The organism is Wenxinia marina DSM 24838 (assembly GCF_000379485.1).
GTDB classification, from domain to species: Bacteria; Pseudomonadota; Alphaproteobacteria; order Rhodobacterales; family Rhodobacteraceae; genus Wenxinia; species Wenxinia marina.
Map to the genome: position 1 here is coordinate 15,645 of NZ_KB902314.1, position 26,609 is coordinate 42,253.

22 protein-coding genes are annotated in these 26,609 nt (G+C 70.2%); 9 read left to right on the plus strand and 13 right to left on the minus strand.

Annotated elements, in window-relative coordinates; genetic code table 11:
• Positions 1-92: 92 nt before the first annotated feature.
• From dnaK to radC, 4 genes are all read left to right on the plus strand, one after another.
• Positions 93-2,003, plus strand: a complete 1,911-nt coding sequence (gene dnaK, locus A37W_RS0118270; protein WP_018304496.1) for a molecular chaperone DnaK — start codon at positions 93-95, stop codon at positions 2,001-2,003.
• 73 nt (positions 2,004-2,076) lie between these two features.
• Positions 2,077-3,228: a molecular chaperone DnaJ gene (dnaJ, locus tag A37W_RS0118275; RefSeq protein ID WP_018304497.1), complete on the plus strand. Its 1,152-nt coding sequence runs from the start codon at positions 2,077-2,079 to the stop codon at positions 3,226-3,228.
• 83 nt (positions 3,229-3,311) lie between these two features.
• Complete coding sequence (locus A37W_RS0118280; protein ID WP_018304498.1) at positions 3,312-3,938, plus strand: DedA family protein; 627 nt, start codon at positions 3,312-3,314, stop codon at positions 3,936-3,938.
• Between the two features lie 34 nt (positions 3,939-3,972).
• Positions 3,973-4,746 (plus strand): RadC family protein, encoded by a 774-nt coding sequence (gene radC, locus A37W_RS0118285; protein ID WP_018304499.1) that lies wholly within the window; start codon positions 3,973-3,975, stop codon positions 4,744-4,746.
• 27 nt (positions 4,747-4,773) lie between these two features.
• Here radC and A37W_RS0118290 read toward each other — a convergent pair whose 3' ends face one another.
• From A37W_RS0118290 to secA, 3 genes are all read right to left on the minus strand, one after another.
• A complete protein-coding gene (locus tag A37W_RS0118290) occupies positions 4,774-6,249 on the minus strand; it encodes a phosphate ABC transporter substrate-binding/OmpA family protein (RefSeq protein WP_018304500.1) in 1,476 nt (491 codons plus the stop codon).
• A 92-nt stretch (positions 6,250-6,341) separates the two neighbouring features.
• On the minus strand, positions 6,342-7,532 hold the full coding sequence (locus A37W_RS23000) for a hypothetical protein (protein ID WP_018304501.1): 1,191 nt from the start codon (positions 7,530-7,532) through the stop codon (positions 6,342-6,344).
• 155 nt (positions 7,533-7,687) lie between these two features.
• Positions 7,688-10,417: a preprotein translocase subunit SecA gene (gene secA / locus A37W_RS0118300; protein WP_018304502.1), complete on the minus strand. Its 2,730-nt coding sequence runs from the start codon at positions 10,415-10,417 to the stop codon at positions 7,688-7,690.
• 187 nt (positions 10,418-10,604) lie between these two features.
• Here secA and A37W_RS0118305 point away from each other — a divergent pair, with 187 nt between their 5' ends.
• The 4 genes from A37W_RS0118305 (at position 10,605) to A37W_RS24595 (ending at position 13,477) form a co-directional block, all read left to right on the plus strand.
• Positions 10,605-11,582: a peptidylprolyl isomerase gene (locus A37W_RS0118305; RefSeq protein ID WP_018304503.1), complete on the plus strand. Its 978-nt coding sequence runs from the start codon at positions 10,605-10,607 to the stop codon at positions 11,580-11,582.
• A 4-nt stretch (positions 11,583-11,586) separates the two neighbouring features.
• Positions 11,587-12,807, plus strand: coding sequence for a bifunctional glutamate N-acetyltransferase/amino-acid acetyltransferase ArgJ (gene argJ / locus A37W_RS0118310; RefSeq protein ID WP_018304504.1), 1,221 nt, complete (start codon positions 11,587-11,589; stop codon positions 12,805-12,807).
• A 4-nt stretch (positions 12,808-12,811) separates the two neighbouring features.
• Positions 12,812-13,210: an 8-oxo-dGTP diphosphatase MutT gene (gene mutT / locus A37W_RS0118315; RefSeq protein WP_018304505.1), complete on the plus strand. Its 399-nt coding sequence runs from the start codon at positions 12,812-12,814 to the stop codon at positions 13,208-13,210.
• Positions 13,211-13,351: 141 nt separating this feature from the next.
• Entirely contained in the window at positions 13,352-13,477 is a 126-nt protein-coding gene (locus A37W_RS24595; protein ID WP_018304506.1) for a hypothetical protein, read from the plus strand.
• Positions 13,478-13,480: 3 nt separating this feature from the next.
• On the opposite strand, the gene A37W_RS22430 is transcribed toward A37W_RS24595, so the two are convergent.
• From A37W_RS22430 to pip, 7 genes are all read right to left on the minus strand, one after another.
• Positions 13,481-15,814, minus strand: a complete 2,334-nt coding sequence (locus A37W_RS22430; protein ID WP_018304507.1) for a transglycosylase domain-containing protein — start codon at positions 15,812-15,814, stop codon at positions 13,481-13,483.
• Between the two features lie 74 nt (positions 15,815-15,888).
• A complete protein-coding gene (infB, locus tag A37W_RS0118330) occupies positions 15,889-18,387 on the minus strand; it encodes a translation initiation factor IF-2 (protein ID WP_018304508.1) in 2,499 nt (832 codons plus the stop codon).
• A 9-nt stretch (positions 18,388-18,396) separates the two neighbouring features.
• Positions 18,397-19,014 carry an RNA-binding protein gene (locus A37W_RS0118335; RefSeq protein ID WP_018304509.1) on the minus strand — a complete coding sequence of 206 codons (618 nt, stop codon included), beginning with the start codon at positions 19,012-19,014 and terminating at the stop codon, positions 18,397-18,399.
• Between the two features lie 26 nt (positions 19,015-19,040).
• Positions 19,041-20,813 carry a transcription termination factor NusA gene (gene nusA, locus A37W_RS0118340; RefSeq protein ID WP_018304510.1) on the minus strand — a complete coding sequence of 591 codons (1,773 nt, stop codon included), beginning with the start codon at positions 20,811-20,813 and terminating at the stop codon, positions 19,041-19,043.
• 5 nt (positions 20,814-20,818) lie between these two features.
• Positions 20,819-21,403 carry a ribosome maturation factor RimP gene (rimP, locus tag A37W_RS0118345; RefSeq protein WP_018304511.1) on the minus strand — a complete coding sequence of 195 codons (585 nt, stop codon included), beginning with the start codon at positions 21,401-21,403 and terminating at the stop codon, positions 20,819-20,821.
• A gap of 151 nt (positions 21,404-21,554) precedes the next feature.
• A complete protein-coding gene (locus tag A37W_RS0118350; protein ID WP_018304512.1) occupies positions 21,555-22,934 on the minus strand; it encodes an ABC transporter substrate-binding protein in 1,380 nt (459 codons plus the stop codon).
• The gene (pip, locus tag A37W_RS0118355) at positions 22,931-23,914 is read right to left on the minus strand and encodes a prolyl aminopeptidase (RefSeq protein ID WP_018304513.1); all 984 of its coding nucleotides are present in this window, start codon (positions 23,912-23,914) and stop codon (positions 22,931-22,933) included. Before pip ends, A37W_RS0118350 begins: the two co-directional genes overlap by 4 nt.
• Before the next feature lie 60 nt (positions 23,915-23,974).
• Between pip and ubiG the strand changes: the two genes are divergently transcribed.
• Entirely contained in the window at positions 23,975-24,733 is a 759-nt protein-coding gene (ubiG, locus tag A37W_RS0118360; RefSeq protein ID WP_026198598.1) for a bifunctional 2-polyprenyl-6-hydroxyphenol methylase/3-demethylubiquinol 3-O-methyltransferase UbiG, read from the plus strand.
• A 338-nt stretch (positions 24,734-25,071) separates the two neighbouring features.
• On the opposite strand, the gene A37W_RS0118365 is transcribed toward ubiG, so the two are convergent.
• The 3 genes from A37W_RS0118365 to grxC are packed head-to-tail and all read right to left on the minus strand — an operon-like array spanning position 25,072 to position 26,601.
• Positions 25,072-25,515, minus strand: a complete 444-nt coding sequence (locus A37W_RS0118365; protein ID WP_018304515.1) for a MarR family winged helix-turn-helix transcriptional regulator — start codon at positions 25,513-25,515, stop codon at positions 25,072-25,074.
• Position 25,516: 1 nt separating this feature from the next.
• Positions 25,517-26,347, minus strand: coding sequence for a carbon-nitrogen hydrolase family protein (locus A37W_RS0118370; RefSeq protein WP_018304516.1), 831 nt, complete (start codon positions 26,345-26,347; stop codon positions 25,517-25,519).
• Positions 26,344-26,601 carry a glutaredoxin 3 gene (gene grxC, locus A37W_RS0118375; protein ID WP_018304517.1) on the minus strand — a complete coding sequence of 86 codons (258 nt, stop codon included), beginning with the start codon at positions 26,599-26,601 and terminating at the stop codon, positions 26,344-26,346. Before grxC ends, A37W_RS0118370 begins: the two co-directional genes overlap by 4 nt.
• Positions 26,602-26,609 lie beyond the last annotated feature (8 nt).

Genomic DNA, 26,609 nt, shown 5'->3' on the forward strand with positions numbered 1-26,609 from the left:
ACCGCACCGCCCCGCGCCCCCATCCACCAGAGGACGGGGTGCCCCGATCGGGGGCTCCGTCCGTTCAAACCGCCTGAGAGAGGGATTTGAAAATGGCCAAAGTCATCGGGATCGACCTCGGAACCACGAACAGCTGCGTCGCCATCATGGACGGCTCGCAGCCCCGCGTCGTGGAGAACTCCGAAGGCGCCCGCACCACCCCGTCGATCGTCGCCTTCACCGACGACGAGCGTCTCGTCGGCCAGTCCGCCAAGCGGCAGGCCGTGACGAACCCGAGCAACACCATCTTCGCGGTCAAGCGCCTGATCGGCCGTCGCACCACCGACGCCGAGGTCGAGAAGGACCGCAAGCTCGTCCCCTACAAGATCATCGACGGCGGCAATGGCGACGCCTGGGTCGAATCCCGGGGCGAGAAATATTCGCCGTCCCAGATTTCCGCCTTCATCCTGCAGAAGATGAAGGAGACCGCCGAGGCCTATCTCGGCGAGAAGGTCGAGCAGGCGGTCATCACCGTCCCCGCCTACTTCAACGACCAGCAGCGTCAGGCCACCAAGGACGCCGGCAAGATCGCCGGCCTCGAGGTGCTGCGCATCATCAACGAGCCGACGGCCGCCGCGCTGGCCTACGGGCTCGACAAGAAGGACACCAAGACGATCGCGGTCTACGACCTCGGCGGCGGCACGTTCGACGTGACCATCCTCGAGATCGACGACGGCCTGTTCGAGGTGAAGTCGACCAACGGGGACACGTTCCTCGGGGGCGAGGACTTCGACATGCGGATCGTCAACTACCTCGCCGACGAGTTCAAGAAAGAGCACGGCGTCGACCTGACGAACGACAAGATGGCGCTCCAGCGCCTGAAGGAAGCCGCCGAGAAGGCCAAGATCGAGCTGTCGTCGAGCACGCAGACCGAGATCAACCAGCCGTTCATCTCGATGGGCTCCAGCGGCCAGCCGCTGCACATGGTCATGAAGCTGACCCGCGCCAAGCTGGAGAGCCTCGTCGGCGACCTGATCAAGAAGTCGATGAAGCCGTGCGAAGCGGCGCTGAAGGATGCGGGCCTGAGCAAGGGCGACATCGACGAGGTCGTCCTCGTCGGCGGCATGACCCGGATGCCGAAGGTGGTCGAGGAAGTTACCAAGTTCTTCGGCAAGGAGCCGCACAAGGGCGTCAACCCGGACGAGGTCGTGGCGCTGGGCGCCGCCATCCAGGCGGGCGTCCTGCAGGGCGACGTCAAGGACGTGGTCCTGCTCGACGTGACGCCCCTCTCCCTCGGCATCGAGACGCTGGGCGGCGTGTTCACCCGGCTGATCGACCGCAACACCACGATCCCGACCAAGAAGTCGCAGATCTTCTCCACCGCCGAGGACAACCAGTCGGCCGTGACGATCCGCGTCTTCCAGGGCGAGCGCGAGATGGCGGCCGACAACAAGCTGCTGGGACAGTTCAACCTCGAGAACATCCCGCCGGCGCCGCGCGGCATGCCGCAGATCGAGGTGACCTTCAACATCGACGCCAACGGCATCGTCGCCGTGAGCGCGAAGGACAAGGGCACCGGCAAGGAGCAGACGATCACCATCCAGGCATCGGGCGGCCTGTCGGACGAGGACATCGACCGCATGGTCAAGGACGCCGAGGCCAACGCCGACGCCGACAAGAAGCGGCGCGATCTGGTCGAGGCCAAGAACCAGGCCGAGAGCCTCATCCATTCGACCGAGAAGTCGGTCGAGGAGCATGGCGACAAGGTCGATCCCTCCACCATCGAGGCGATCGAGCTGGCCGTCGCCGCGCTCAAGGACGAGGTCGAGGGTGACGACGTGGGCAAGATCCGCGGCGGCATCCAGAACGTCACCGAGGCCGCGATGCGCCTCGGCGAGGCGATCTACAAGTCGAGCCAGGACAGCGGCGACGCCGAGCCGCAGACCCGCGCGGCGGACGAGGAAGACGACACCATCGTCGACGCCGACTTCGAGGACCTGGACGACGACAAGCGCGGCCGCTGAGGCCTGATGGACCTGCGGGAAACCGGCCCGACGACCACCGGGCCGGTTTCTGCGTGAAAGGAGACGACCTCAGATGGCGAAACGAGACTACTACGACGTCCTCGGGGTGGCGAAGGGCGCGAGCCCCGAAGAGATCAAGAAGGCCTACCGCACCAAGGCCAAGGAACTGCACCCCGACCGCAACAAGGACGACCCCAAGGCCGAGGCCGCGTTCAAGGACGTGAACGAGGCCTACGACTGCCTGAAGGACGAGCAGAAGAAGGCCGCCTACGACCGGTTCGGCCATGCCGCCTTCGACGGTGGCATGGGCGCGGCGCGCGGTGGCGCGGGCGGGTTCCGCGGCCAGCAGGACTTCGCCTCGGCCTTCTCGGACGTGTTCGACGACCTGTTCGGCGACTTCATGGGCGGCCGTGGCGGCACCGCCGGCCGGTCCCGCGCGACCCGCGGCAACGACCTGCGCTACAACCTGCGGATCAGCCTCGAGGAGGCGTTCAAGGGCCTGCAGAAGACCGTCACCGTGCCCACGGCCGTCACCTGCGGCGCCTGCGACGGTTCGGGCGCCGAAGGCGGGTCCGAGCCCGTCACCTGCCCCACCTGCTCGGGCATGGGGAAGGTGCGCGCGCAGCAGGGCTTCTTCACGGTGGAGCGGACCTGTCCGACCTGCAACGGCCTCGGCCAGACGATCAAGAACCCCTGCAAGACCTGCCACGGCGCCGGCCGCGTCGAGAAGGAGAAGCAGCTCTCCGTCAACATTCCCGCCGGCGTCGAGACGGGCACCCGCATCCGCCTTGCGGGCGAGGGCGAGGCCGGCCTGCGCGGCGGGCCGACCGGGGACCTCTACATCTTCATCGAGGTGCGCGAGCACGCGCTGTTCCAGCGCGAGGGGACCAACCTGTTCTGCAAGGTGCCGGTCTCGATGGTCACGGCGGCGCTCGGCGGCGACATCGAGGTGCCGACGATCGACGGCGGCAAGGCGCGGGTGAAGATCCCCGAAGGATCCCAGGCCGGCCGGCAGATGCGCCTGCGCGGCAAGGGCATGCCCGCGATCCGCGCGCGCGACGTCGGCGACATGTTCATCGAGCTGTCGGTCGAGACCCCCGTGAACCTGACCGGCCGCCAGAAGGATCTGCTGCGCGAGTTCGAGAAGATCTCGGCCGAGAACAATCCGCAGAGCAGCAGCTTCTTCTCGTCGGTCAGGAACTTCTGGGATTCGATGAAGGGCTGAGCCGGCGGGTGCGAACCGTCCCGCCGAACGGAACCCTCGCCTTGCCCGGCGGTTGACCGGGCAAGGCAACAAGGGGCCGCGACATGTTCGACTGGATGACCGGACTGATCGACAGCATGGGCGCCTTCGGCGTCGGGCTGCTGATGTTCATCGAGAACGTCTTCCCTCCGATCCCGTCCGAACTCGTCATGCCCCTCGCCGGGTTCAATGCGGCGCGGGGCGACATGTCGCTGGTCCTCGTCATCATCGCCGGCTCCATCGGATCGCTCGCCGGGGCGTACCTGTGGTACTGGATCGGCCAGAAGATCGGCCGCGACCGCCTGATGCGCTTTGCCGAGAAGCACGGCCGCTGGACGGCGATCACCCCCGAGGACATCGAGACGGCACAGGACTGGTTCGACCGGCGGGGCGGCGCGGCCGTCTTCATCGGCCGCCTGATCCCGACCGTGCGGACCCTGATCTCGGTCCCCGCCGGCATGGCCGAGATGCCGCTGGGCAAGTTCCTCGCCTACAGCGCCGTCGGCACGGCCCTGTGGACGACCCTCCTCGCCCTGCTCGGCTACTGGCTGGAATCGGGGTACGAGGCGGTGTCGTCGTGGCTCGACCCGATCTCGTGGGCCGTCGTGATCGGCATCATCGGCATCTACCTGTGGCGTGTCGCGACCTACGACCGCCGCAAGCAGGGCCAGCAGGCCGAAAGCAGCCGTTAACGCGCCCTTAATGCCGGGCGGCGAAGGTCGGGCCATGCCGCCCGACCTCTTCGATGCCGCCACGCCCTTCCGACCCGACGCCCCGTCTCTCGCCGACGACGAGGCGCCCGCGCCGCTCAGGCGGGATCAGAGACTGCCGTCCTACATCGCCGACCATCGCAAGCGTCTGCGCGAGCGCTTCATGCGGGATGCCGGATCGGCGATGCCGGACTACGAGCTTCTCGAGCTCATCCTGATGAGCGCGGTCCCCCGGCAGGACGTGAAGCCGCTCGCCCGGCGCCTGATCGACGCGTTCGGCGACTTGAACGGCGTCCTCTCCGCCCCCCGCGCCCGGCTGGGCGAGATGCACGGCGTGGGCGACCGGGTGATCTGCGAGTTGAAGCTGGTGGAAGCGGCGTCGCACCGCATGGCCCGGGCGCGGGTGATCGGACGGCACGTCGTCTCGTCCTGGGAAGCACTGGTCGACTATTGCCACACCGTGATGGCCCATCGGGAGACCGAGCAGTTCCGCGTCCTCTACCTGGACCGCAAGAACGTCCTGATCGCCGACGAGGCGCAGGGACAGGGCACCGTCGACCACGTGCCCGTCTACCCGCGCGAGGTGGTGAAGCGTGCGCTGGAGCTGAACGCGTCGGCCCTGATTCTCGTCCACAACCACCCCTCCGGCGATCCGACGCCCAGCCAGGCCGACATCGAGATGACCGCCGCCATCGCACGCGCGGCCGAGGCGCTGGGACTGACGGTGCACGACCATCTGGTGATCGGGCGGTCCCGGGAACTGAGCTTCCGGACCGAGGGTCTGCTCTAGCGACACCGACCGGCGGGGAAGATCGGCCTACTCCGCCCCCGTCCACAGCTCGACCCTGCGGTTCAGCGCCCGCCCCCACGAGCTGTCGTCGCAGGCGATCGGCAGCGCCTCGCCGAAGGCGAGGACGTTCACGACCACGCCTTCCGGCAGCGAGCCGCCCAGCGCCTGAAGTACGGCGCGGCGCACCGCCTCGGCCCGGTCCAGGGCGAGCGCCAGGTTGTCCGCCGCCGGCCCGACCGCGTCGCTGAATCCCACCAGCCACAGCGGCCTGCCGTCGTGCGCCCCATCGAGGATCGCCTGCGCGAGGTTCACCACCTGGCTGCGGGACACGGCGTCCAGCTCGGCCCGCCCCCCCTCGAAGCGGAAGGTCGGCGTGAGCCGTACCCGCCCGCTCATGAAGCCGACGAGGGACTGCAGGTCGGACAGGCTCACCTCCGGCCCGGCCGACGCCACCGCCGCCGCCAGCCGCTCGCCCTGCTCGGCGACCGGCACCGGCACCGCCTGCAGGCCGAGGACGCCGGCGCGCCGCAGGACCAGCTGCGCGTCGGTCGTATGTAGCCAGGCGAGGAAGTCCTGGAACGGCTCGGCCAGTCGCCGCTCGGGCAGGAACAGCATCAGCGGTGTCGCCAGCGGGTAATCCTCGGCGCGGATCGCGTCGGACCGGGGCGGCATCGTCATCCCGCACCGCCCCTCCAGCGTCAGCGGCCGGCCGAGCCCCGGCGCCTCGAACGGCAGCAGTGCCAGCCCGCCGGGATCGCCGGCCGCCGCGGCGCCGGCTGCGGCGACGTCGGGATGCGGCACGGTCTCGGCCCCGATCCGGCCCTGCCGGCCGAGAAGACGCCGGGCCACCCCCTGAAGCTGCCCGCTATCGTCGCTGGCGACGTGCAGGCGCACCGGGGCCGGTGTGCCACCGATCTCGGACCAGTCCGCCACGGCGCCGGACAGCATGTCCGCCAGGTCGCCCAACGAGAGCCGCGACAGCGCCTGGCCCTGCCCCGCCACGGGCACCAGCGCGTCGAGCGCCAGGACCCGGACCCGCCCCGGCCGCGACAGGTCGCCGAGCCCCGCCGCCCCTGCGTGTCGCAGCTCGTCCGGCGACAGCGTTCGCGCCGCCATCGCCACGTCGGCCTCGCGCGCGATCAGGTCGGCGATCCCGTCCTCGGTCGTCGTCAGGCGAAAGGCGAACCGGGCGAAGGCGGGGCCGCCCTCGCCGTCGCTGAGAACATAATCGACCTCGTCCGGGACGCTGGCGTCGCGCGTGGCGAGGAACCCGCGCGAGCGGGCATAGCCCTCGACCAGCGCCGGCAGGATCAGCTCTCCCAGCCGCGCGGCGCCGGACAGCCGCAGCTCGGGCACCCAGGTCGCCGGGTCGGGACAGCCGGGCCCCTCGCAGTCGGCGCCGCGGTAGTCCAGCGTCACCTCGCCGGCGTCGGTCATGACGCGCAGGTATGTCCCGTCGAAACCCAGCGCCTCGCCCGTCACCTCCATCCCGCCGAGGCGCATGCTCACTTCCTGCCCTGCCGCGGGGGGCGCGCAAAGAAAAAGTGCGGCGCCGAGCGCCGCACCGGAAATCGGTAACACTACCCTGGCCCGCGTCATCTCATCGCGAGTGTCAGGTCCCTCAGCATGTTTGACAACACCAGATATTCGCCCACCGCCTCGCAGCCCGGCAGGGTCATCGTCAGGTCGTGCGCCGTCGGCGGGACACCGGGGGCGATCTGGATCGTCTGCGCCGCGATCGGCCGGCCGCAATTGTCGGGCAGGACCACTGCCTCGACGTTCAGGATCACGTCGTGGTCCGCGGTCATTGCGGCGGGATAGGTGTAGATCTCGGCGTGGTAGGCGTCGGGAACCGCCGCATCGCCCAACGCCGTGACAAAGCCGCCCGTGCCGGTCAACGCGGCCTCGGCGCCGCGGGCCGTCGTGGCCGAGACGTGGCCCGGCTGGCCGTAGCCCGCGCCGTCCTCCAGCGCATGAAGGCCGAGGCCGGACGTCCCCTGCCACTGCAGGACCGCCCTCTCGAAGGTCGCGAGGTCGGGCACGTCGGTCGACGCGGCGGCGCCGTCGCCCTCGATCTCGGCGATGAAGATCGCGTTCTCGGAGAGGGCGGGGACGCTCAGGGAGACGGTGCCGTCGTCCCCGGTCATCGCGCTGAAGATCATGCCCTGGTGGTGGATCGTCAGCTCGCTCTGCGGGTGGCACGGAGCCGAAACCGCGAGCGTCACCATCGCCGCCGGCGCCGCGGTCGCGCGCATGTCGATCTCGCAGGCGTCGCTCTCGGCATCGGCAGAGGCGGGAACGATGTCCGCCGGCCGGTCCGCGGCCGGCGCATAGACGGCGACGTCTTCCGCGGCCGTCCGCTCGCCGAGGCGCGACACGCCCGTGGCGGCGGCCAGGCTCAGCTCGGACAGCGCGTCCAGCGTATCGGTGGCGAAGTCGGTCAGCAGGACCGGCAGCCGCAGGTCCGTCATCCCGTCGCTCAGCGGCGTGGGGAGTTGCAACGCGGTCAGCGTCGGAACGTCCGGCGTCGGCGGCACGGCCGGCACCTCGGCGACAACCTCGGTTTCGGCCCCGGCCTCGGGCACCGCGCTGGGGGCGACCTCGGTCACCTGGACCCCGCTCCGCGGCACCACCCGGGCGGCATCGTCGACGGCGACCGGACCGGGCCGTCCCTCGGCGCCGAACCGCGCCGCCAGCGCGTCTCCGTTCTGCATGACGAACCCGATGCCGAGCGCGACCGAGAAGGTGCCTCCGACGATCAGGTATTTGCGCGCCCTGGCCTTCATGGTCCGCTCCCCGTGTTCCAGCAAGTCAGCCTGAACACTGGCCGCGGAATGTGGTCAGCGGATGGGGCCACCAAGGTATTCGGGCGGCGCGAATCTGGCGTCCGAGGGGCGTTAAGCTGGAATTGTGTCTGCGGCCGGGGCCGCCCGGCCGCCCGTCAGATGCGGCCGTGGCAATGCTTGAACTTCTTGCCCGACCCGCAGGGGCAGGGGTCGTTCCGGCCCGGATCGCCCCACGTGGAGGGATCGTCCTCGACGAACCCGTCCTTTGGCGTGCCCGGCGTCACATCCTCGCCATCGGCGCCGACGAGGGCCGGCGACGGTGCCGCCGCGGGGGCGGCGGCCGCCTGGGCCTGCGCCTGCCGCTGCGCGACGAGGCGCTGCATCATCGCGTCCTGCTCTTCCTTGGTCATCGGACGGATCGCGGACAGCTGCTGCGTCACGTCCGAGCGGAGCGAGTCGAGCAGCGATTCGAAAAGCTGGAAGCTCTCGGTCTTGTACTCGTTCAGCGGGTCGCGCTGGGCGTAGCCGCGGAAGCCGACGACAGAGCGCAGATGTTCGAGCGTCAGCAGGTGCTCGCGCCACTTGCGGTCGATGGTGTTCAGCAGGACCTGCTTCTCGATGTTGCGGAAGGTGTCCGGTCCGAACGCCTCGGCCTTCTCGGCCATCAGCTTGTCGGACGCCTCCTGCAGGCGCTCTTCCATGATCTCGTTGTCGACGCCGTCCTCGGCGGCCCACTCGTCCACCGGGACGTCGAGGCCCAGCTTCTCCTTGGTGTCGGCCTTGAGGCCCTCGATGTCCCACTGGTCGGCATAGGCCCGCGCCGGCATGTGCGTCGAGACGATGTCCTCGACGACCTGGTGGCGCATGTCGGCGGCGATCTCGCTGATCTCCTGCGCTTCCATGATCTCGCGGCGCTGGCCGAAGATCACCTTGCGCTGGTCGTTCATCACGTCGTCGAACTTGAGGAGCTGCTTGCGGATGTCGAAGTTGCGCCCTTCGACCTTGGCCTGCGCGCGCTCGAGGCTCTTGTTCACCCACGGGTGAACGATGGCCTCGCCCTCCTTCATGCCGAGCGTGGACAGGACCTTGTCCAGCCGCTCGGATCCAAAGATGCGCATCAGGTCGTCTTCCAGCGACAGGAAGAACGACGAGCGGCCCGGGTCGCCCTGCCGGCCGGAGCGGCCGCGGAGCTGGTTGTCGATCCGCCGGCTCTCGTGCCGCTCGGTGCCGAGGACGAACAGACCGCCGGACGCGAGGACCTTCTCCTTGTCGGCCGCGTGCTCGGCCTCGATCCGCTGGCGCAGTTCGTCGGGGTTCGCCTCGGGATCGGCGGCCAGCGCCTCCAGCACCTTCATCTCGACGTTGCCGCCCAGCTGGATGTCGGTGCCGCGGCCGGCCATGTTGGTCGCGATGGTCACGGCGCCCGGCTTGCCGGCGTCGGCGACGATCTGCGCCTCCTGCTCGTGCTGGCGGGCGTTCAGGACGTTGTGGGGGATGTTCTCCTGCTTGAGCAGGGCCGACAGCATCTCGGACTTCTCGATCGAGGTGGTGCCGACGAGGATCGGCTGGCCCTTGGCGTTGGCCTCCTTGATCGCCTCGACGATGCCGGCGAATTTCTCGCGCGCGGTGCGGTAGACCTGGTCGTGCTCGTCCTGACGCGCGATCGGCCGGTTCGTCGGCACCTCGACCACGCCGAGACCGTAGATCGACATGAACTCCTCGGCCTCGGTCAGCGCGGTGCCGGTCATCCCGGCCAGCTTGCCGTAGAGGCGGAAGTAGTTCTGGAACGTGACGCTCGCGAGGGTCACGTTCTCGGGCTTGATGTCGACGTTCTCCTTGGCCTCGATGGCCTGGTGCAGGCCGTCCGACAGGCGGCGGCCGGCCATCATCCGGCCGGTGAACTCGTCGATCAGCACGACCTCGCCGTCGCGGACGATGTAGTCCTTGTCCCGCGTGAACAGCTTGTGGGCGCGCAGGCCCTGGTTCACGTGGTGGACGATGGTGGTCGATTCGGGGTCGTACAGCGACTGGCCGTCGGGCAGCAGGCCGGCGCCGCGCAGCTGCGCCTCGAGGAATTCGTTGCCCTCGTCGGTGTAGGTCACCTGCCGGGTCTTCTCGTCCAGCTCGAAGTGGGCGTCCGACAGCGACGGGATCACCACGTCGATCGCCTTGTAGAGATCGGACCGGTCCTGCGCGGGGCCGGAGATGATGAGCGGCGTGCGCGCCTCGTCGATGAGGATCGAGTCCACCTCGTCCACGATCGCGAAGTTGTGGCCGCGCTGGCGGACCCGGTCGAGGTCCGGCTCCATGTTGTCGCGCAGGTAGTCGAAGCCGAACTCGTTGTTGGTGCCGTAGGTGATGTCGGCCTTGTAGGCCGGCCCCTTCTCGGCGTTCGGCTGCTGCGGGTAGATCACGCCGGTCGTCAGGCCGAGCGCGCCATAGACCTTGCCCATCCATTCGGCGTCGCGCTTGGCCAGGTAGTCGTTGACCGTGACGATGTGGACGCCCTTGCCGGTCAGCGCGTTCAGATAGGCCGGGAAAGTCGCCACGAGGGTCTTGCCCTCGCCCGTCTTCATCTCGGCGATGTTGCCCTGGTGCAGAAAGATCCCGCCCATCAGCTGCACGTCGAAGGCGCGCAGGCCCAGCGCGCGGCGCGCCGCCTCGCGGCAGTTGGCGAAGGCCTCGGGCAGCAGGTCGTCGAGGCTCTCGCCCTTCATCGCCCGCTGCGCCAGTTCCTCGGTCTTCTGCTTCAGCCCTTCGTCCGACAGCTTCGTGAACTCGGGCTCGAGGCTGTTGATCTTCTCGACGATCGGCCGGGCCGCCTTGATCTTGCGGTCGTTCGGCGTGCCGAACACCTGTTTGGCGATCTTTCCCAATCCGAGCATGTGCGGTCTCTCCGGCCGTTCGCTGACGCTGGCTCACGGCCCCGTGCAGCTTGCTTGCTGCCCCGTGTCGCGGCGCATAGAAAGAGGGCCGATCGAGAGGCCCTCAAAAGCCATTGCGGCGATGTAAGGGGCGCCTTCCATGCTGTCAACGTCGCGCCCCGGCGCGGCCCTTCAGGGATAGGTTACAATGGCTCAACAGACCCGCCTTCTGGCCGGCACGGCGCTTGCGCTCCTGCTGTGCGCACCCGCGTTCGCGCAGGACGCGACGGACGACACCGCGACCGACGAGATGGTCCCCTCGGAAGGTGCGCCGATGGAGACGGCCCCGGTCGAGGAGACCGCCACGGACGAGGCCGCCACCGACGAGACCGCGGACGCCGCCATGTCCGACGTCGACGCCGCCACCGTCGTCGCCACCGTCAACGGCGTCGATATCACCCTCGGCCAGATGATCATCGCCAAGAGCCAGCTGCCGCCGCAGTACCAGCAGCTGCCGGACGACGTGCTGTTCACCGGCGTCCTCGACCAGCTGATCCAGCAGCAGCTGATGGCCGACACGATCGAGAACGTCCCGGCCCGCGTCGAGTACGCGGTCGAGAACGAGCGCCGCGCCCTTCTCGCCGGCGAGGCGGTAAACGACCTGATGACGTCGGCCATCAGCGACGAGGCGATCCAGCAGCGCTACGACGAGACCTTCGCCAGCGCCGAGCCTGCGACCGAGTGGAACGCCAGCCACATCCTCGTCCCGACCGAGGAAGAGGCGCAGGCCGTGCTCGACCGGCTCGAGGGCGGCGAGGCGTTCAGCGACCTCGCGACCGAGCTGAGCCAGGATCCCGGCTCGGGCCAGAACGGCGGCAACCTGGGCTGGTTCGGCCCCGGCATGATGGTCGCCCCGTTCGAGGAGGCGGTGACCTCGCTGGAGCCGGGCGAGACGTCCGAGCCGATCGAGACCCAGTTCGGCTGGCACGTCGTCATGCTGAATGAGACCCGCGACCAGCAGCCGCCCGCGTTCGAGGAAGTGTCGGGCGAGATCGCCGGCCAGATCCAGCAGGAGGCGCTTCAGGCCCGCCTGACCGAGCTGACGGACGCCGCCGAGATCGAGATGCCCGAAGAGGGCGCGTTCGATCCCGCCGTCCTGAGCGACCTCTCCCTGCTGGACGAGTAAGCAGATGGCTCACAAGGTGTCGCCGCTGGCGCCCGCGTCCTTTCCGGCGCTGCCCGAGATCCCGGGCGTCCGCTTCGCCACCGCGCAGGCGGGGGTGAAGTACCAGGGGCGCACCGACGTGATGCTGGCCGAACTGGCCGAGGGGACGGCGGTGGCGGGGGTCTTCACCCGCTCCGCCACCCGGTCGGCCAACGTGCTGGACTGCCAGGACAAGATCGGCGGCCCGTCCGAGGGGCGGGCCGCGATTCTCGTGAACTCGGGCAATTCCAACGCCTTCACCGGCCGCAACGGGACCGAGGCGGTCGCCGCCCTGTCGGACGGCGTGGCGCAGGCGCTGGGCGTGGAGGCGTCCCGCGTCTTCACCTCCTCCACCGGCGTCATCGGCGAGCCGCTGCCGCACGCGCGGATCACGGCGAAGCTGGCCGAGCTGTCGGGCGCCCTCGACCCTGCCGGAATCGAGGCGGCGGCGAAGGCGATCATGACCACCGACACCTTCCCCAAGGGCGCGTCGGCCGAGATCGACGTGGGCGGCACGCCCGTCCGCATCGCCGGCATCGCCAAGGGCTCGGGCATGATCGCGCCCGACATGGGCACGATGCTGGTCTACATCTTCACCGACGCGCAGATCGCACGCGGCCCGCTGCAGGCCCTCGTCGGCGAGATCGCGGACCGGACCTTCAACTGCATCACCGTCGATTCCGACACCTCCACCTCGGACACGCTGCTGTGCGCCGCGACCGGCGCCAGCGGCGCCGACGTCTCGGAGGAGGCGGCCTTCGCCGAGGCGCTGGAGGCGGTGATGCTGGACCTCGCCCACCAGGTCGTCCGTGACGGCGAGGGGGCGACGAAGTTCGTCACGGTCGAGGTGGCGGGCGCCGCCAGCCACGCCGACGCCCGCAAGGTCGCGATGGCCATCGCCAACTCGCCGCTGGTCAAGACGGCCATCGCGGGCGAGGACGCGAACTGGGGCCGGGTCGTCATGGCCGTCGGCAAGTCCGGCGCCACCGCCGACCGCGACCGCCTGTCGATCCGCTTCGGCGACATCGTCGTGGCCGAGAACGGCTGGCGCGCGCCCTCCTACTCCGAGGAGGAGACGTCGGCCTACATGAAGCGGCCCGAGCTGACGATCGGCGTCGATCTCGGCCTCGGCGAGGGGCGGGCGACGGTGTGGACCTGCGACCTGACCCACGGCTACATCGACATCAACGCCGACTACCGCTCGTAGGGTCATGAAGGTCGTCCTCGTCTCCGCGGTCGCGCTGATCGACCCCGACGGGCGCGTGCTGCTGGCGCAGCGTCCGGAGGGCAAGTCGATGGCCGGCCTGTGGGAGTTTCCGGGTGGCAAGGTCGAGCCCGGCGAGACACCCGAGGCGGCCCTGATCCGCGAGCTGCGGGAGGAGCTGGGCATCGACACCGAGGAATCCTGCCTGGCCCCGCTGACCTTCGCGAGCCACTCCTATGACGACTTCCACCTGCTGATGCCGCTGTTCGCGTGCCGCCGCTGGCAGGGAACCGCGGTTGCCCGCGAAGGCCAGACCCTCAAATGGGTTCGCCCGGGGTCGCTTCGCGACTATCCGATGCCCCCTGCGGACGTTCCCCTCATCCCGGTTCTGCGCGACTGGCTGTGATCGAGGGCGGATCTCACCCGAGTTTCACGGCTTCGAGACAAAAATTGCGTCGGATTTGAGCAGCCTAACTGCGATTTTACTCTTTGGTGCCACCATTTAAGGCGTATCTTGGATGGCAATGGGGCCAAAGGGGAATCTGACATGCTTCGCACCATCATCGTCGGCAGCTGCGTTTCGGTTCAGGGGTTGTTCGTCAAGGCGCTCGACGGCGGACGGATCGTCGTCCGCGTCGGCGAGCGCATGTACGAGGGTCTGCCGGTCGCCTGACCGCTACCGCTCGCACAATCGGCGGGGTCCGCCGCCGTAGGGCTGGAACGTACAGTCCGACTCGCGGAATGATCGATAGAAGCGTCGGCATGCATCCACATTGCATGCCGGCCCGCTGCTTGGCCCGATCTCCAGTTGATCGAGGATCAGCTCCAGCAGGGCCCGCGTGTCGTCCACCGGCGCAGGCCCGTCGTCCGACGCTTCGGCCAGGATCGCGGACAGCGCCGCCTCCACATCCTCGGCACTCTCCGGCTCCGGCTCCGGCGCGGCCACTGTCGCCGCCGCGACGTCGTCGGCCGGCGCGGCCATGACCCGGTCGCGCCCCTCGGGCGAAAGACCCAGCATGAAATCGCGCCAGATCGCGGCCGGCAGCGACCCGCCGGTGACGTCGTCCATCGGGCGGTTGTCGTCGTAGCCGACCCAGACGCCCACGACGAGATGCTCGTCGAAGCCGATGAACAGCGCGTCGCGGTAATCCTGCCCGGTCCCCGTCTTTCCCGCCGCCGGGCGACCCGGCGCCGCCTCGTGGCCGGTGCCGTCGGTCACAACGCCCTGCAGCAGATCGAGCATCGGCTGGCGCTGCGCGAGCAGCGTCGCGGCGTAGCCCTCGGCCTGCGGTCGGGGCCAGCGGAACGGATGGAACTCTCCCGTCTCGGTCGACACGAAGCCCGAGATCCCGCGCGCGGTGATCGGTGCCCGGTTTGCCGCGATGGCGGCGTAGGCTTCCACCATGTCGATCAACGGGACGCCATCGGCGCCCAGCGCGATGGCCGGCGTCGGCGACAGCTCCGCCTCGATCCCGAGGGCGCGGGCCGCCTCGACGATCCGCTCGGGGCCGAGCTGCTGTCCGAGGGCGACCGCCGCGGCGTTTCGCGACTCGATGAAGGCCTCGCGCAGCGTGATGTCGCCAAGGTAGCGGCCATCGAAGTTCTCGGGAGCGTACCCGTCGATCTCGATCGGCCGGTCCGGCACCATCGTGTCCGGCCCGTAGCCCTCGGCCAAAGCTGCCAGGAAGACGATGGTCTTGAAGGTGGACCCGGGCGAGCGCAGCGCCGCGGTCGCACGGTTGAACTCGCTCGCCCCATAGTCGCGGCCGCCGACCATCGCCGCCACCGTCCCGTCGCCGCGCAGGGCGACCAGCGCGGCCTCGGGCCCGCCGGGGGGCAGGTGACGGGCGATCACCTCCTCGGCGTGGCGCTGAAGGGCGGGGTCGAGCGAGGTCCGCAGCGTAACCACCCCGTCGAAATCGTCCGCGATGGCCTCGGCCTCGGACACCACCCAGTCGGCGAACCAGGAGCCGTAGCGCGCCACCGGTCGGTCGGTCGCCAGGGTGACGAGGTCCGCCCGCGCGGCATCGGCTGCGCCGGGCTCCAGCCGGCCCTGCGCCTCCATCAGGTCGATGACCAGGCGGGCCCGCTGCTGCGTGGCCGGCAGGTCGGCCGACGGATTCACCGAACTGGGCGACTGGATCGTCGCCGCGAGAGCCGCCGCCTGGGCCACCGTCAGGTCCGCCACGTCACGATCGAAATAGACCGAGGCGGCCGCGGGCAGCCCGCGGGCGCCGCTGCCGAGGTAGACGACGTTGAGATACCGCTCGAGCACGCCGTCCTTGCCCAGCTCCCCCTCGAGCCGTCTCGCCAGCAGCGCTTCCTGCATCTTGCGGGTCAGCGTCCGGTCCGGCGTCAGGTACAGGATCTTGGCCAGCTGCTGGGTGATGGTGGACCCGCCCTGCCGGATGCCGCCAGCCGTCAGGTTCTCCCACGCCGCGCGGGACACGGCGCGCCAATCGACACCCTCGTGCTCGTAGAACCGGCGGTCCTCGATCGCGAGGACGGCGTCGATCACGTGCGCCGGTATCGTATCGAGCGGCGCATAGTCCGACGGGACGGCGCCGCGGGTCATCAGCGGCGCGCCGGTCGAATCCTCCAGCGACAGGATGGTCTCGGCGTCGGCCATGATCTCGTCGGTGGGGGGCAGCTGCCACAGGATCGCGCCCAGCCACAGCGCCGTCGCCACGAAGACACCCGCGATTCCGCCGGCGATCACGAGGCCCGTCAGGCGCAGGGTATTGCGCGGAAGCGCCCGGGCGGCGCGCCCGGCGCCCCGCACGACGGCACCGCCGGCGCGGCCCGCCGCCGGAAGTCCGACCCTCAGGCCCCCTCCGGCACTGCGCAGCCCGGCCCGCGTCGCCTGACCGAGCGACCGGGCGCCATGCCCGATCCTGCGACCGAGGGCGCGCCCGCCGAGGCTGATCGCCCGGCCGAAATGCGCAAACGCCGCGCGGCTCTCGCTGGCTGCGGTCCTCCAGTCGTCGGGTCTGTCGTCCTCTTCGCTCATCGAGCGTGAGCTAGAACGGCAGAACGCGCCGCCAATGGCGACGCGTTCTGCATTTTCGCCCGGCTATCTGCCGGTCAGAGCGACCGCTCGACCTGCTCGCGGGTGAAGATCTCGATGACGTCGCCGGCGCGGATGTCCTCGTAATTCTCGAACGCCATGCCGCATTCCTGGCCCGACTGGACCTCGGCCACCTCGTCCTTGAACCGCTTGAGCGTCTTCAGCGTGCCCTCGTGGATCACGACGTTGTCGCGCAGCAGACGCACCCCGGCGGACCGGCGGGCGACGCCCTCGGTCACGAGGCAGCCGGCGACCTTGCCGACGTTCGAGACCTTGAAGACTTCCTTGATCTCGGCGTAGCCGATGAAGTTCTCGCGGATCTCGTCCTTGAGCAGGCCCGAGGCGGCGTTCTTCACGTCGTCGACGAGGTCGTAGATCACGCTGTAGTAGCGGATCTCGACACCCTTCTGGTTCGCGGCGTTCCGCGCCGGGGCGTTGGCCCGGACGTTGAAGCCGAAGACCGGCGCGCCCGACGCCTCGGCGAGACCGATGTCGCTCTCGGTGATGGCGCCGACGCCCGAGTGCAGCACGCGGACGCGCACCTCGTCGTTGCCGATCTTCTCCATCGCCTGGACGATCGCCTCGGCGGAACCCTGCACGTCGGCCTTCACCAGGATCGGCAGTTCGGAGACGTCCTTGTCGTCCTTGGCCTTCTGCATCAGCTGCTCGAGGGTCGTCGCGGCGCCGGCGGCGGCGCGCTTCTCCTTGGCGGCGTTGGCACGATACTCGGCGATCTCCCGGGCCTGCGCCTCGGTCTCGACGACGTTCAGGACGTCGCCGGCCTCGGGCGTGCCGTTGAGGCCCAGCACCTCGACCGGGACGGACGGGCCGGCTTCGTCGACGCGCTCGCCCTTGTCGTTGACCAGCGCGCGGACCTTGCCCCACTGCTCGCCCACGACGAAGATGTCGCCGCGCTTGAGCGTGCCGTTCTCGACCAGGACGGTCGCGACGGGGCCGCGGCCGACATCCAGCTTGGCCTCGATCACGGCGCCACTGGCGGCGCGGTCGGGGTTGGCCTTCAGTTCCAGGATCTCGGCCTGCAGCGCGATCGCCTCGAGCAGGGTGTCGAGGCCCTGGCCGGTCACGGCCGAGACTTCGACGTCCTGCACGTCGCCCGAGAATTCCTCGACCACGACCTCGTGCTGCAGCAGGTCCGTCCGGACCTTCTGCGCATTCGCGGCCGGGCGGTCGATCTTGTTGATCGCCACGATCATCGGGACCTTGGCAGCCTTGGCGTGATTGATCGCCTCGACCGTCTGCGGCATGACCGCGTCGTCCGCGGCCACGACCAGCACCACGATATCCGTCACCTGCGCACCACGGGCACGCATCGAGGTGAAGGCGGCGTGGCCGGGCGTATCGAGGAACGTCAGCACCGCGCCGCCATCGGTGGTCACCTGGTAGGCGCCGATGTGCTGGGTGATGCCGCCGGCCTCGCCCGACACGACGTTGGCGTGCCGGATCGCGTCCAGCAGCGACGTCTTGCCGTGGTCGACGTGGCCCATGATCGTGATGACGGGCGGACGCGGCTGCAGATCCTCGGGCCGGTCGTCGGCCGTCTCGATCACCTGCTCGACGTCGGAGGCGCTGACGCGCTGCACCCGGTGGCCGAACTCCTCGATGATGAGCTCGGCGGTGTCCTGGTCGAGGGTCTGGTTCTGCGTCGCCATGATGCCGCTGGTCATCAGCGACTTCACGACGTCCGCGACGCGCTCGGACATCCGGTTGGCGAGTTCCGCCACCGTGATCGCCTCGGGCAGCTGCACGGTGCGCACGACCTTCTCGCGCTCGCCGGACTGGCCCATCGCCTTCTGGCGGGCGCGTTCCTGCTTGCGCTTCATCGCGGCGAGGCTGCGCTGACGGCCGCCTTCGCCGCCGCCCAGCGCCTCGTTCAGCGTGAGCTTGCCGGCGCGACGGCCATCGCCCTCGCGGCCGCGGGTCGGCTTGGCGGTCTTGTCGGTGCGGGCGGCGTCACGCTCGCGGTCGGTCTTGCGCGGGCCGGTGCTGGCGCCGCCGCGACGGTCCTCGCCGTCGGCGGCCGGCTGCGCGGCCTCGGCCGCCTTGCGGGCGGCGCGTTCCACGGCCTCGCGCTGCTTGCGCTCTTCCTCTTCGGCCTTGGCCTTCAGCGCCTCTTCGCGCTCGCGGTCCTCGCGCTCCTTGGCCTCGACCTCGGCACGGCGACGCTCGCGCTCTTCCTCGCGGGCCTTCTCCTCGGCCTGGCGCTGCGCGGACTCCTCGGCCTCGCGGGCCCGGGCCATCGCGAGCGCCTTCATCCGGCGTTCGAGTTCGGCGTCGGAGATGCCGGCCGGCCGCTTGGCCGGGTCGCCACCCCTGGCAGGGCCGCCGGACGAGGCCGCCCCGGGCGCGGCCTGCCCCGGCTTGGGCACGACCACGCGTTTGCGCTTCGTCTCCACCACGACGTTCTTGGTCCGGCCGTGGCTGAAGCTCTGCTTCACCTGACCGGGGCGGCCGGAGCCGCGCAGACCAAGGGGTTTCTTGCCGTCGGTATCGCTCATCAAACCTATCTAATCCTTCCCGGCGACCGCATTGTCGCCGTGCTTCTCTCGCAGGCCGCGGAGTTTCGCGGCCTCCTCTACAACACGGTCGCTGAGTCCGCCAGCGGAGAGCGCACCGTGTATCACACTCTGCCGGCCGAACGCCAACCCGAGCTCGTCGGAGGTCAGGCATCCGAACCAGCGCGCCCCGGTCGGGGTCCACAGCTTCTGCTTCCCGCGCTCCGAACCGTCGGAGGCCTGCAGGAGAACCCTGACACCTCCCGCGTCGAGCGCGGCCTTCACCTTCTCGAACCCGGCGACCGCGCGCCCGGACTTGCGGGCCAGCGCGATCAGGTCCGTCACGTGCCGGGCGAGCTGACGCTCGACCTCGTCGGCCAGTCCGTCCGGCACCGTGACCGGCGCCTTCGCCGCCCGCGAGAACTGGCCCTTGCCGGCCTTGTCTAGGGCGTCGCGGTCGGCGGTCACCCACATGCCCCGTCCCGGAAGCTTCTCCAGGATGTCGGGGACCACCTCGTTGTCCGGCCCCACGACGAACCGGACGAGACCCTCCTTGGGTTGGGTCTCTCCGGTCACGATACAACGCCGCTCGGACGTCTCGCGGTCCTTCTGCCGTCCGCCGCGCGTCATCTTCAGTCCCTTCTACGGGGCGGGCCTCAGCCCGCCGCCGCCTCCTCTTCGGCCTCGGCCGCCGCGGCGGCCTCCTGCGCGGCCAGTTCGTCCGGGTCGACCCAGCCGAGCGCCACGCGGGCGGTCATCACCAGGTCCTGCGCCTCCTCGAGGCTGATGTCGAACGATTCGAGCAGGCCCTCGTCCTTGGTCCGGTTGCCCGCGGCGTCCGTCGTCCAGCCGCCGGCCAGCTCCCAGTCGGCGCAGGTGGCGAAGTCTTCCAGCGTCTTCACACCGTCGGCGGCCAGCGCCAGCACCATCGGCGGCGTCAGGCCGGGGAAGGTGATGAGGCTGTCCTCGGCGCCCATCTCGCGCGCCTTGTCCAGCGCGGCCTTGTTCTGGGCGTCGATGTAGTCCCGGGCCCGGGCCTGCAGTTCGGTCGCGGTGCCCTCGTCCACGCCATCGATGACGAGAAGCTCGTCCTGGTCGACGTAGGCGACTTCCTCGAGGTTGGTGAACCCCTCTGCCACCAGCAGTTGGGCAAAGAACTCGTCCAGATCAAGGGTGTCCATGAAGAGTTTCGTACGCTCTTCGAACTCCGCCTGCCGGCGCTTCGATTCCTCCTCCTCGGTGAGGATGTCGATGTCGAGGCCGGTGAGCTGCGAGGCGAGGCGCACGTTCTGGCCGCGGCGGCCGATTGCGAGCGACAGCTGTTCCTCCGGCACAACGACCTCGATCCGCTCGCTGTCCTCGTCGAACACGACCTTGCTGACCTCGGCCGGCTGCAGCGCGTTGACGAGGAACGTCGGCATGTCCTCGTTCCACGGGATGATGTCGATCTTCTCGCCCTGCAGCTCGTTCACGACGGCCTGCACGCGCGAGCCGCGCATGCCGACGCAGGCGCCCACGGGGTCGATCGAGTTGTCGTAGGAGATGACGGCGATCTTGGCGCGGCTGCCCGGATCGCGGGCGACGGCCTTGATCTCGATGATGCCCTCGTAGATCTCGGGCACTTCCATCTTGAACAGCTCGGCCATGAACTCCGGCGCGGTGCGGGACAGGAAGATCTGCGGGCCGCGCGGCTCGCGCCGGACGTCCTTGATGTAGACGCGGATGCGGTCGCCGGGGCGATAGGCCTCGCGGCCGATCTTCTCGTTCCGGCGCAGCACGCCCTCGCCGGGGTTCAGCTCGACGATGAGGTTGCCGTACTCCTCGCGCTTCACCACCACGTTGATGATGTGGCCGATCCGGTCCTTGAACTCCTCGAACTGCTTGTCCCGCTCCGCCTCGCGGACCTTCTGCAGGATCACCTGCTTGGCCGACTGCGCGGCGATGCGGCCCAGCTCCACCGGCGGGACCTCGTCCACGATCTCGTCGCCGAGCGTCGGCATCGTCGACTGGTCCTCGACCATCAGGGCGCGGTCCGCCTCGGTCGGGGCGCGCATCAGGAAGCGGCGATTCGCCTCGGTCCGGCTCTCGCCGGTCTCGGGGCTGGTGATCTTGCGGCTGCCCTTCACCACGGTGACGCCGGTCCGGGCCTGCTTGACGATGGTCGCCGCCTGGTCGGCCGTCGATTCCGCCTGCATCGTCTCGATGTCGTCGGCTTCGGTCACGGTGCGGACGCGGGTGAAGGACGCGCGGCCGGTGCGGCGGTCGATCTTCACGCGGATGTCCATCTCGGCGCCGTAGCGGCTCTTCGCGGCCCGGGCGAGGCTCTCCTCCATCGCCTCGACCACCAGCGAGGGGTCGATCTGCTTCTCGCGCGCCACCGCCTCGGCGGTCTGCAACAGCTCCAGCTGGTTGGCGGAAGTGATGGCCATGCGTGTTACTCCTCGTCCCCGTCCATCAGGGTTTCAACTTCGTCGTACTCTTTCTCGTCGATCGTGCCGGCGTCCTTGCGCCCCTTCAGCACGTCGCGGATCAATTCGTCGGTCAGCACCAGCTTGGCGTCCGACAGCCAGTCGAACTGCAGGCCGATGGTCATCGACTCGCCGTTCTCCTCGATCTCGATCAGCACCTCGGAGCCTTCGGTGCCGCGCAGCTCGCCCTTGAAGCGGCGGCGGCCGTCGATCAGCTCGTCGGTCTCCAGCTTGGCGGTGTAGCCGTCCCACTGGTCGAAATCCTTGAGCCGGGTCAGCGGCCGGTCGATGCCGGGGCTCGAGACTTCCAGCGTGTAGGCCTCGACCACAGGATCCTCGACATCCATCACCGCCGACACGGCGGTCGAGATGCGGGCGCAGTCGTCGACCTCGATCGTGCCGTCCGGCTTCTGCGCCATGATCTGTACGGTCTTGGTCTTGCCGCCGAGGAGGCGGACGCGCACCAGCTCGAATCCCATGTCCTCGACCACGGGCTTCACGATCTCCGCGATGCGGCGGTCGATGGCGGCCTTGGCGACGAGATCGGTCATGGGGGTCCTTCAGAAACGAAAAAGCGGGCCGTGCGGCCCGCCGAAAACTGTCCGGTGGGCGCTGGGGGTGGAGGCCAGCGCGCCGCTGTTGAAGGCCAAATAGGAGAATCGCGCCCCGAATGCAAGCGGCCTCCGCGGGCCGCCGGCGGGTTCAGGCCGGGCGCCACCGCCGGGCGATGCGCCCGTCGTCGAGGTCGAAGCGGGCGCCGACCGGTCCGCCGGGCGCGATCCGCACGGAATGGGCGAAGATCCAGTCGGCGAAGGCGGGGATGACCACCGTGCCCTCCTCCGCCAGCCGTGCGGCGAGGGCTACGTAGGCGGCCGGGCGATCGTTCGCCATGCGCATGGCCCGCAGTGCGTCGCCGAAGGGCCCGGCGCCGTGGTCGGCGGCGAGCGTCCAGTCGGCGGTCATCCGCCCGGAGGGCAACGACAGGACGAGATCGGCCCCGCCCTCCGTCGCCGGGATGAGTCTCAGGCCCGCGTCGCGGGCGGCGAGCGACACCTGTCGCGTCACCGCCTCCGGCACGCCGGGCGCCACCGCGAGGGCGAGGTCCGCCCCGGCGAGCGACTTCGCGGCCAGCGCCCGGGCGCGGAAGCCGTCGTGGCACACGGCCTCGACACCCGCCTCGACCGGACAGTCCGCGGCGACCCGGCCGAGGCCCGCCAACCCGTCCCGCACCATCGCCGGACGGTCGATGGCGTGGGCGAACACCCGCGCCAGCGCCGGATCGCGGCATTCGAGGAGGACGTAACGATTGCCGGTCGCCTGCACGACCCGGACCCCACGCATCTGCCGCGCCTCGCCCGCCTGCGCGGGATCGAGGGGCGCCGCGTCGATCCGGCCGGCCCGCAGGGCGGCCACCCGCTCGGCGGGATCCGGGATCGCGAGGGCGTCCACCCGGGCGAAGCCGTCGCCGGCGGGATGCCAGGCCCGGTCGCTCCGCTCCAGCAGCATGCGGCGGCCCGGGTCGGCCGCGTGTACGGCGTAGGGCCCGGTGCCGATGCCGGAAGCCACGTCCCCGCCGGGGGCAATGACCAATGCGGGATCGGACAGAAGGAACGGCAGTTCGGGGTTAGCGGCCGCGAGCGTCAGCACGACCTCGCCGCGCCGCGCCTCCACCGCCGTCACGTCGGCGAGCAGGCCAGCCCCCGCCCCGTCCCGCGCGGCGACAAGAGAGGCCACGACGTCCTCCGCCGCCAGCCGCGTCCCGTCGTGGAACGCCACGCTCTCGCGCAGCGTCAGCACCCAGCGCCGGCCGTCCGCGTCGGAGCGCCAGCCGGTCGCCAGCTCTCCCACCAGCTCGCCCCGCGCGGTGATCGCGGTCAGCGTGTCGAAGACGCACCCCGCGCCCAAAACCTCGGCCGGCAGGCCCGTCCAGCCCGCGCCGCCGAACCCCTCAGGCAGCGCGGGCAGACCCAGCCGCAACGTGCCCGTCGCCTGCGCCGTCGCGCCCTGCGCCCCCGCGGCCATCGCCAGCAGGCCCGCCGCGGCGCCGCCGCGCATCAGCAGGCGTCGGGAGATCCCGCTCATGCCAGCAGCCTCGCGAAGCCGTCCATCGCCCTCACCAGCTCGGTCGATATCCCCGGCTCGGAGAGCGCATGCCCGGCCTTGCCGACCATCGTCAGCCGCCCGCGCGGCCAGGCCGCCGCCAGACGGTGCGCCGAGGCGGGCGGGCAGATCATGTCGTAGCGGCCCTGCACGATCACGCCAGGCACGTTCGCGATCCGCTCCATCCGGTGCGGCGCCAGGATCTGCCGGTCGGCGCCGAGGAAGCCGCCGTTGATGAAGTAGTGGTTCTCCAGCCGCGCAAAGGCGCGGGCGTAGTCGGCCGGCCCCTCGCCGCCGAACCCCTCGTTGTCGATCGAGGCGAGCGCGTTCTCCCACGCCGCCCAGGCCCGGGCGTGACGCGTCTCGGTCATCAGGTCGCCCGAGAACAGGCGCCGGTTGTAGGCGGCGATCAGGTCGCCCCGCTCGTCCTCGGGAATGAGGCCGGTGAACCGCGCCCAGAGGTCGGGCCAGAACAGGCCCGCGCCGCCGCCGTAGAACCATTTCAGTTCCGGCTGCGTCATCAGGAACACGCCGCGCAGCGCCAGCGCCTGCACCCTGTCCGGATGCTCCTGCGCATAGACGAGCGCGAGCGTCGCGCCCCAGCTGCCACCGAAGACCAGCCACTGCCGCAGGCCCAGCGCTTCGCGGATCGCCTCGATGTCGCGGACGAGGTGCCAGGTCGTGTTCGCCTCGATGCTGGCGTGAGGCCGCGAGCGGCCGCAGCCGCGCTGGTCGAACAGGATGATCCGGTAGACGCTGGGATCGAAGTAGCGCCGCATCGCGGGCGAGCAGCCGCCGCCGGGGCCGCCGTGCAGCACCACGACCGGCAGGCCGTCCGGGCGGCCGCACTGTTCCACGTAGATCCGGTGGCCGTCGCCCACGTCCAGCATCCGCTGGTCGAACGGGTCGATCGGCGGGTACAGATTCGCCGCCGCGTGCTTGTGGCCGGAGACCTTGTCCATGAGCGTCCTATATAGGCGCGGGGGCCACGGGGCCACAGGGGAGCACGGAAGGTTGTGACGATGTCGGAAACGAACCCGCGCGGCGGCACGGTCGACGACGCCGAGATCGCCAAGTTCGAGGCGATGGCGGCCGAATGGTGGGATCCCTCGGGGAAGTTCAAGCCGCTGCACATGCTGAACCCCTGCCGGCTGGACTACATCACCGCGCAGATCGCCGGGCACTTCGCCCGCGACCTGTCGTCGCGCCTCCCGTTCGAGGGGCTCCGCCTTCTCGACATCGGCTGCGGCGGCGGCCTGCTGTGCGAGCCGATGGCGCGCCTCGGAGCCGAGGTCGTCGGCGTCGACGCGGCCCCGCGCAACATCCCCGTGGCCGAAATCCACGCCGCGCAGTCCGGCCTGGCCATCGACTACCGCGTCGGCACGGCCGAGGCGCTGGCCGCGACGGGCGAGCGCTTCGACGTGGTGCTGAACATGGAAGTGGTGGAGCACGTCGCCGACCCCCCCGCCTACCTCGCCGCCTGTTCGGCCCTGCTGCGACCGGGAGGCCTGCACATCTGCTCGACCCTGAACCGCAACGCCAAGAGCTTCGTCATGGGGATCGTCGGGGCCGAATGGGTCATGCGCTGGTTGCCCAAGGGCACCCACGACTGGCAGAAGTTCATCACGCCGGACGAGCTGTCCGCCCTGCTGCGCAGCGCCGGGCTGACCCCGGTGGACCGCACGGGCATGGTCTTCAATCCTGTCCAATGGACGTGGAGCCTGTCGGACCGCGACCTGTCGGTGAACTACGTGACCGCCGCGGTGAAGCCGGAGGCGTAGGCGGCCTACTGCGGAACCGACAGGCCGGCCGCTCCTGTGACCGGCCGTCCCGGGCCCGACCCGGGACCTCGATCCCCAAGGCACCCGCCCGGTCCCTTCGAGGCCTCCGCGGGGGGCCGGGGCGGGACTTCCGGACCGGTCCCGCGCGCCGCGGCGGGGCGGGCACGCCAGCCCCACAGAACCACCCGTCCCGGGCCTGACCCGGGACCTGGATCCGCTGGAGCGTGCCCATGCCTCCGCGAGGCCCCGGCTCGGGGCCGGGGCGGGCATTCCCCGTTAGCCCCAGTGCACCCGTAGGTGGGTTCCAACCCATCTCTGCCCGCGCGCCCGCACTTTCCTTACTCGCTCTCCCCCAGTTGGACCCGCATCTCGCGCAGCACCGGCAGGATCTGCCTCACCCGCTCCGGCCCGATCTGCTCCACCACCTCGGCGATCATCGGCTGGATCGACTCAATCGCGGCGTTGCGCGCCTCCAGCCCCGGCCGGCTGATCGACACCAGCTTGCGCCTGGCGTCGTCCCAGTCGGGGCGGACATGCACCCATCCTGCCCACTCCAGCCGCGACAGCGTGTTCGTCATCGCCCCGCGCGTCAGGTGGAACGCCCGCGCCAGCTGCGCCGGCGTCCGTTCGGCCCCGGTATGGGCGAGATGGTTGAGGACCGAGAACTGGCTCAGCTCCATCCCCTTGGGCAGCGCCCTGGCGAGCGTATTGCGGGCGAGCTGGTCGATCGTCAGGATCTCGCTGAACAGCGATACCGCCAGCCCGTCGCTCTGTCCCGCCACCTCAGGGTCCGTCCCACGGCCGGTCGTGGCTCAGCGAAGGCACGCGCCGCCGGGCATCGGCCACCGCCGAAGGGTCGAGATCGACGTAAGCGATCCCCGGCTCCGTCCCGCCGTCCGCGACCACCTCGCCCCAGGGCGAGACGGCGAGGCTGTGGCCATGGGTGCGCCGCACCCGGTCGGTGCTGGTCGGATGCGTTCCCGTCTGCGCCGCCGCCAGCACCCAGGCGCCGCACTCGATGGCACGGGCGCGCAGCAGCGGCTCCCAGTGGGCCGCTCCGGTCACGGGCGAGAAGGCGGCGGGAACCAGCAGGATCCCGGCCCCCGCCTGCGCCAGCGCCCGGTAGAGATGCGGGAACCGCACGTCGTAGCAGACGGTGAGGCCGACGCGGCCGAACGGCGTGTCGGCCACGACCGCCTCGCCGCCGGGTCGGTAGCCCGCCGATTCGCGATAGGTCTCGGTTTCGGACACGTTGACGTCGAACATGTGGATCTTGTCGTAGCGGGCCGCGATCCCGCCGTCCGGGCCGATCAGGAACGACCGGTTGGCGAAGCGCCCGTCCGGGTCGTCCGTCTTCAGCGCCAGCGAGCCGACGGAGAGCCAGATGCCGTGCCGCGCCGCCGCCTCGCGCAGCGCGGCGAGGGTCGGATCCTCGTCCTCTCCCCGCAGAACCTCCACCTGCCGAGGCCGGCTGCCGGAGACGCAGTTCGTCACTTCCGGCGTCAGCACGAACCCGGCACCGCCCGCGACCGCCGAGTCCACCATCGCCAGAAGCGGCGGCAGGTTCGCCGCCGGGTCGTCGCCGGACGTCAGCTGCAGGAGGGCGGCCCTCACGCCGCGAGCAGCGGGTCCAGCCGTCCGTCCCGCTCGAGCGCGTAGAGGTCGTCGCAGCCGCCCACATGTTCGCCGGCGATGAAGATCTGCGGCACCGTCGTCCGGCCGTTGGCGCGCTGCACCATCTCGGAGCGGCGCTCCGGCTCTTCGATGACGTTCACCTCGGCGAAGTCGACGCCCTTCTGGGTCAGCAGGCGCTTGGCGGCGTGGCAGAAGCCGCAGAAGGGAGAGGAGTAGATTTCGACCTGAGCCATCGGGGCCT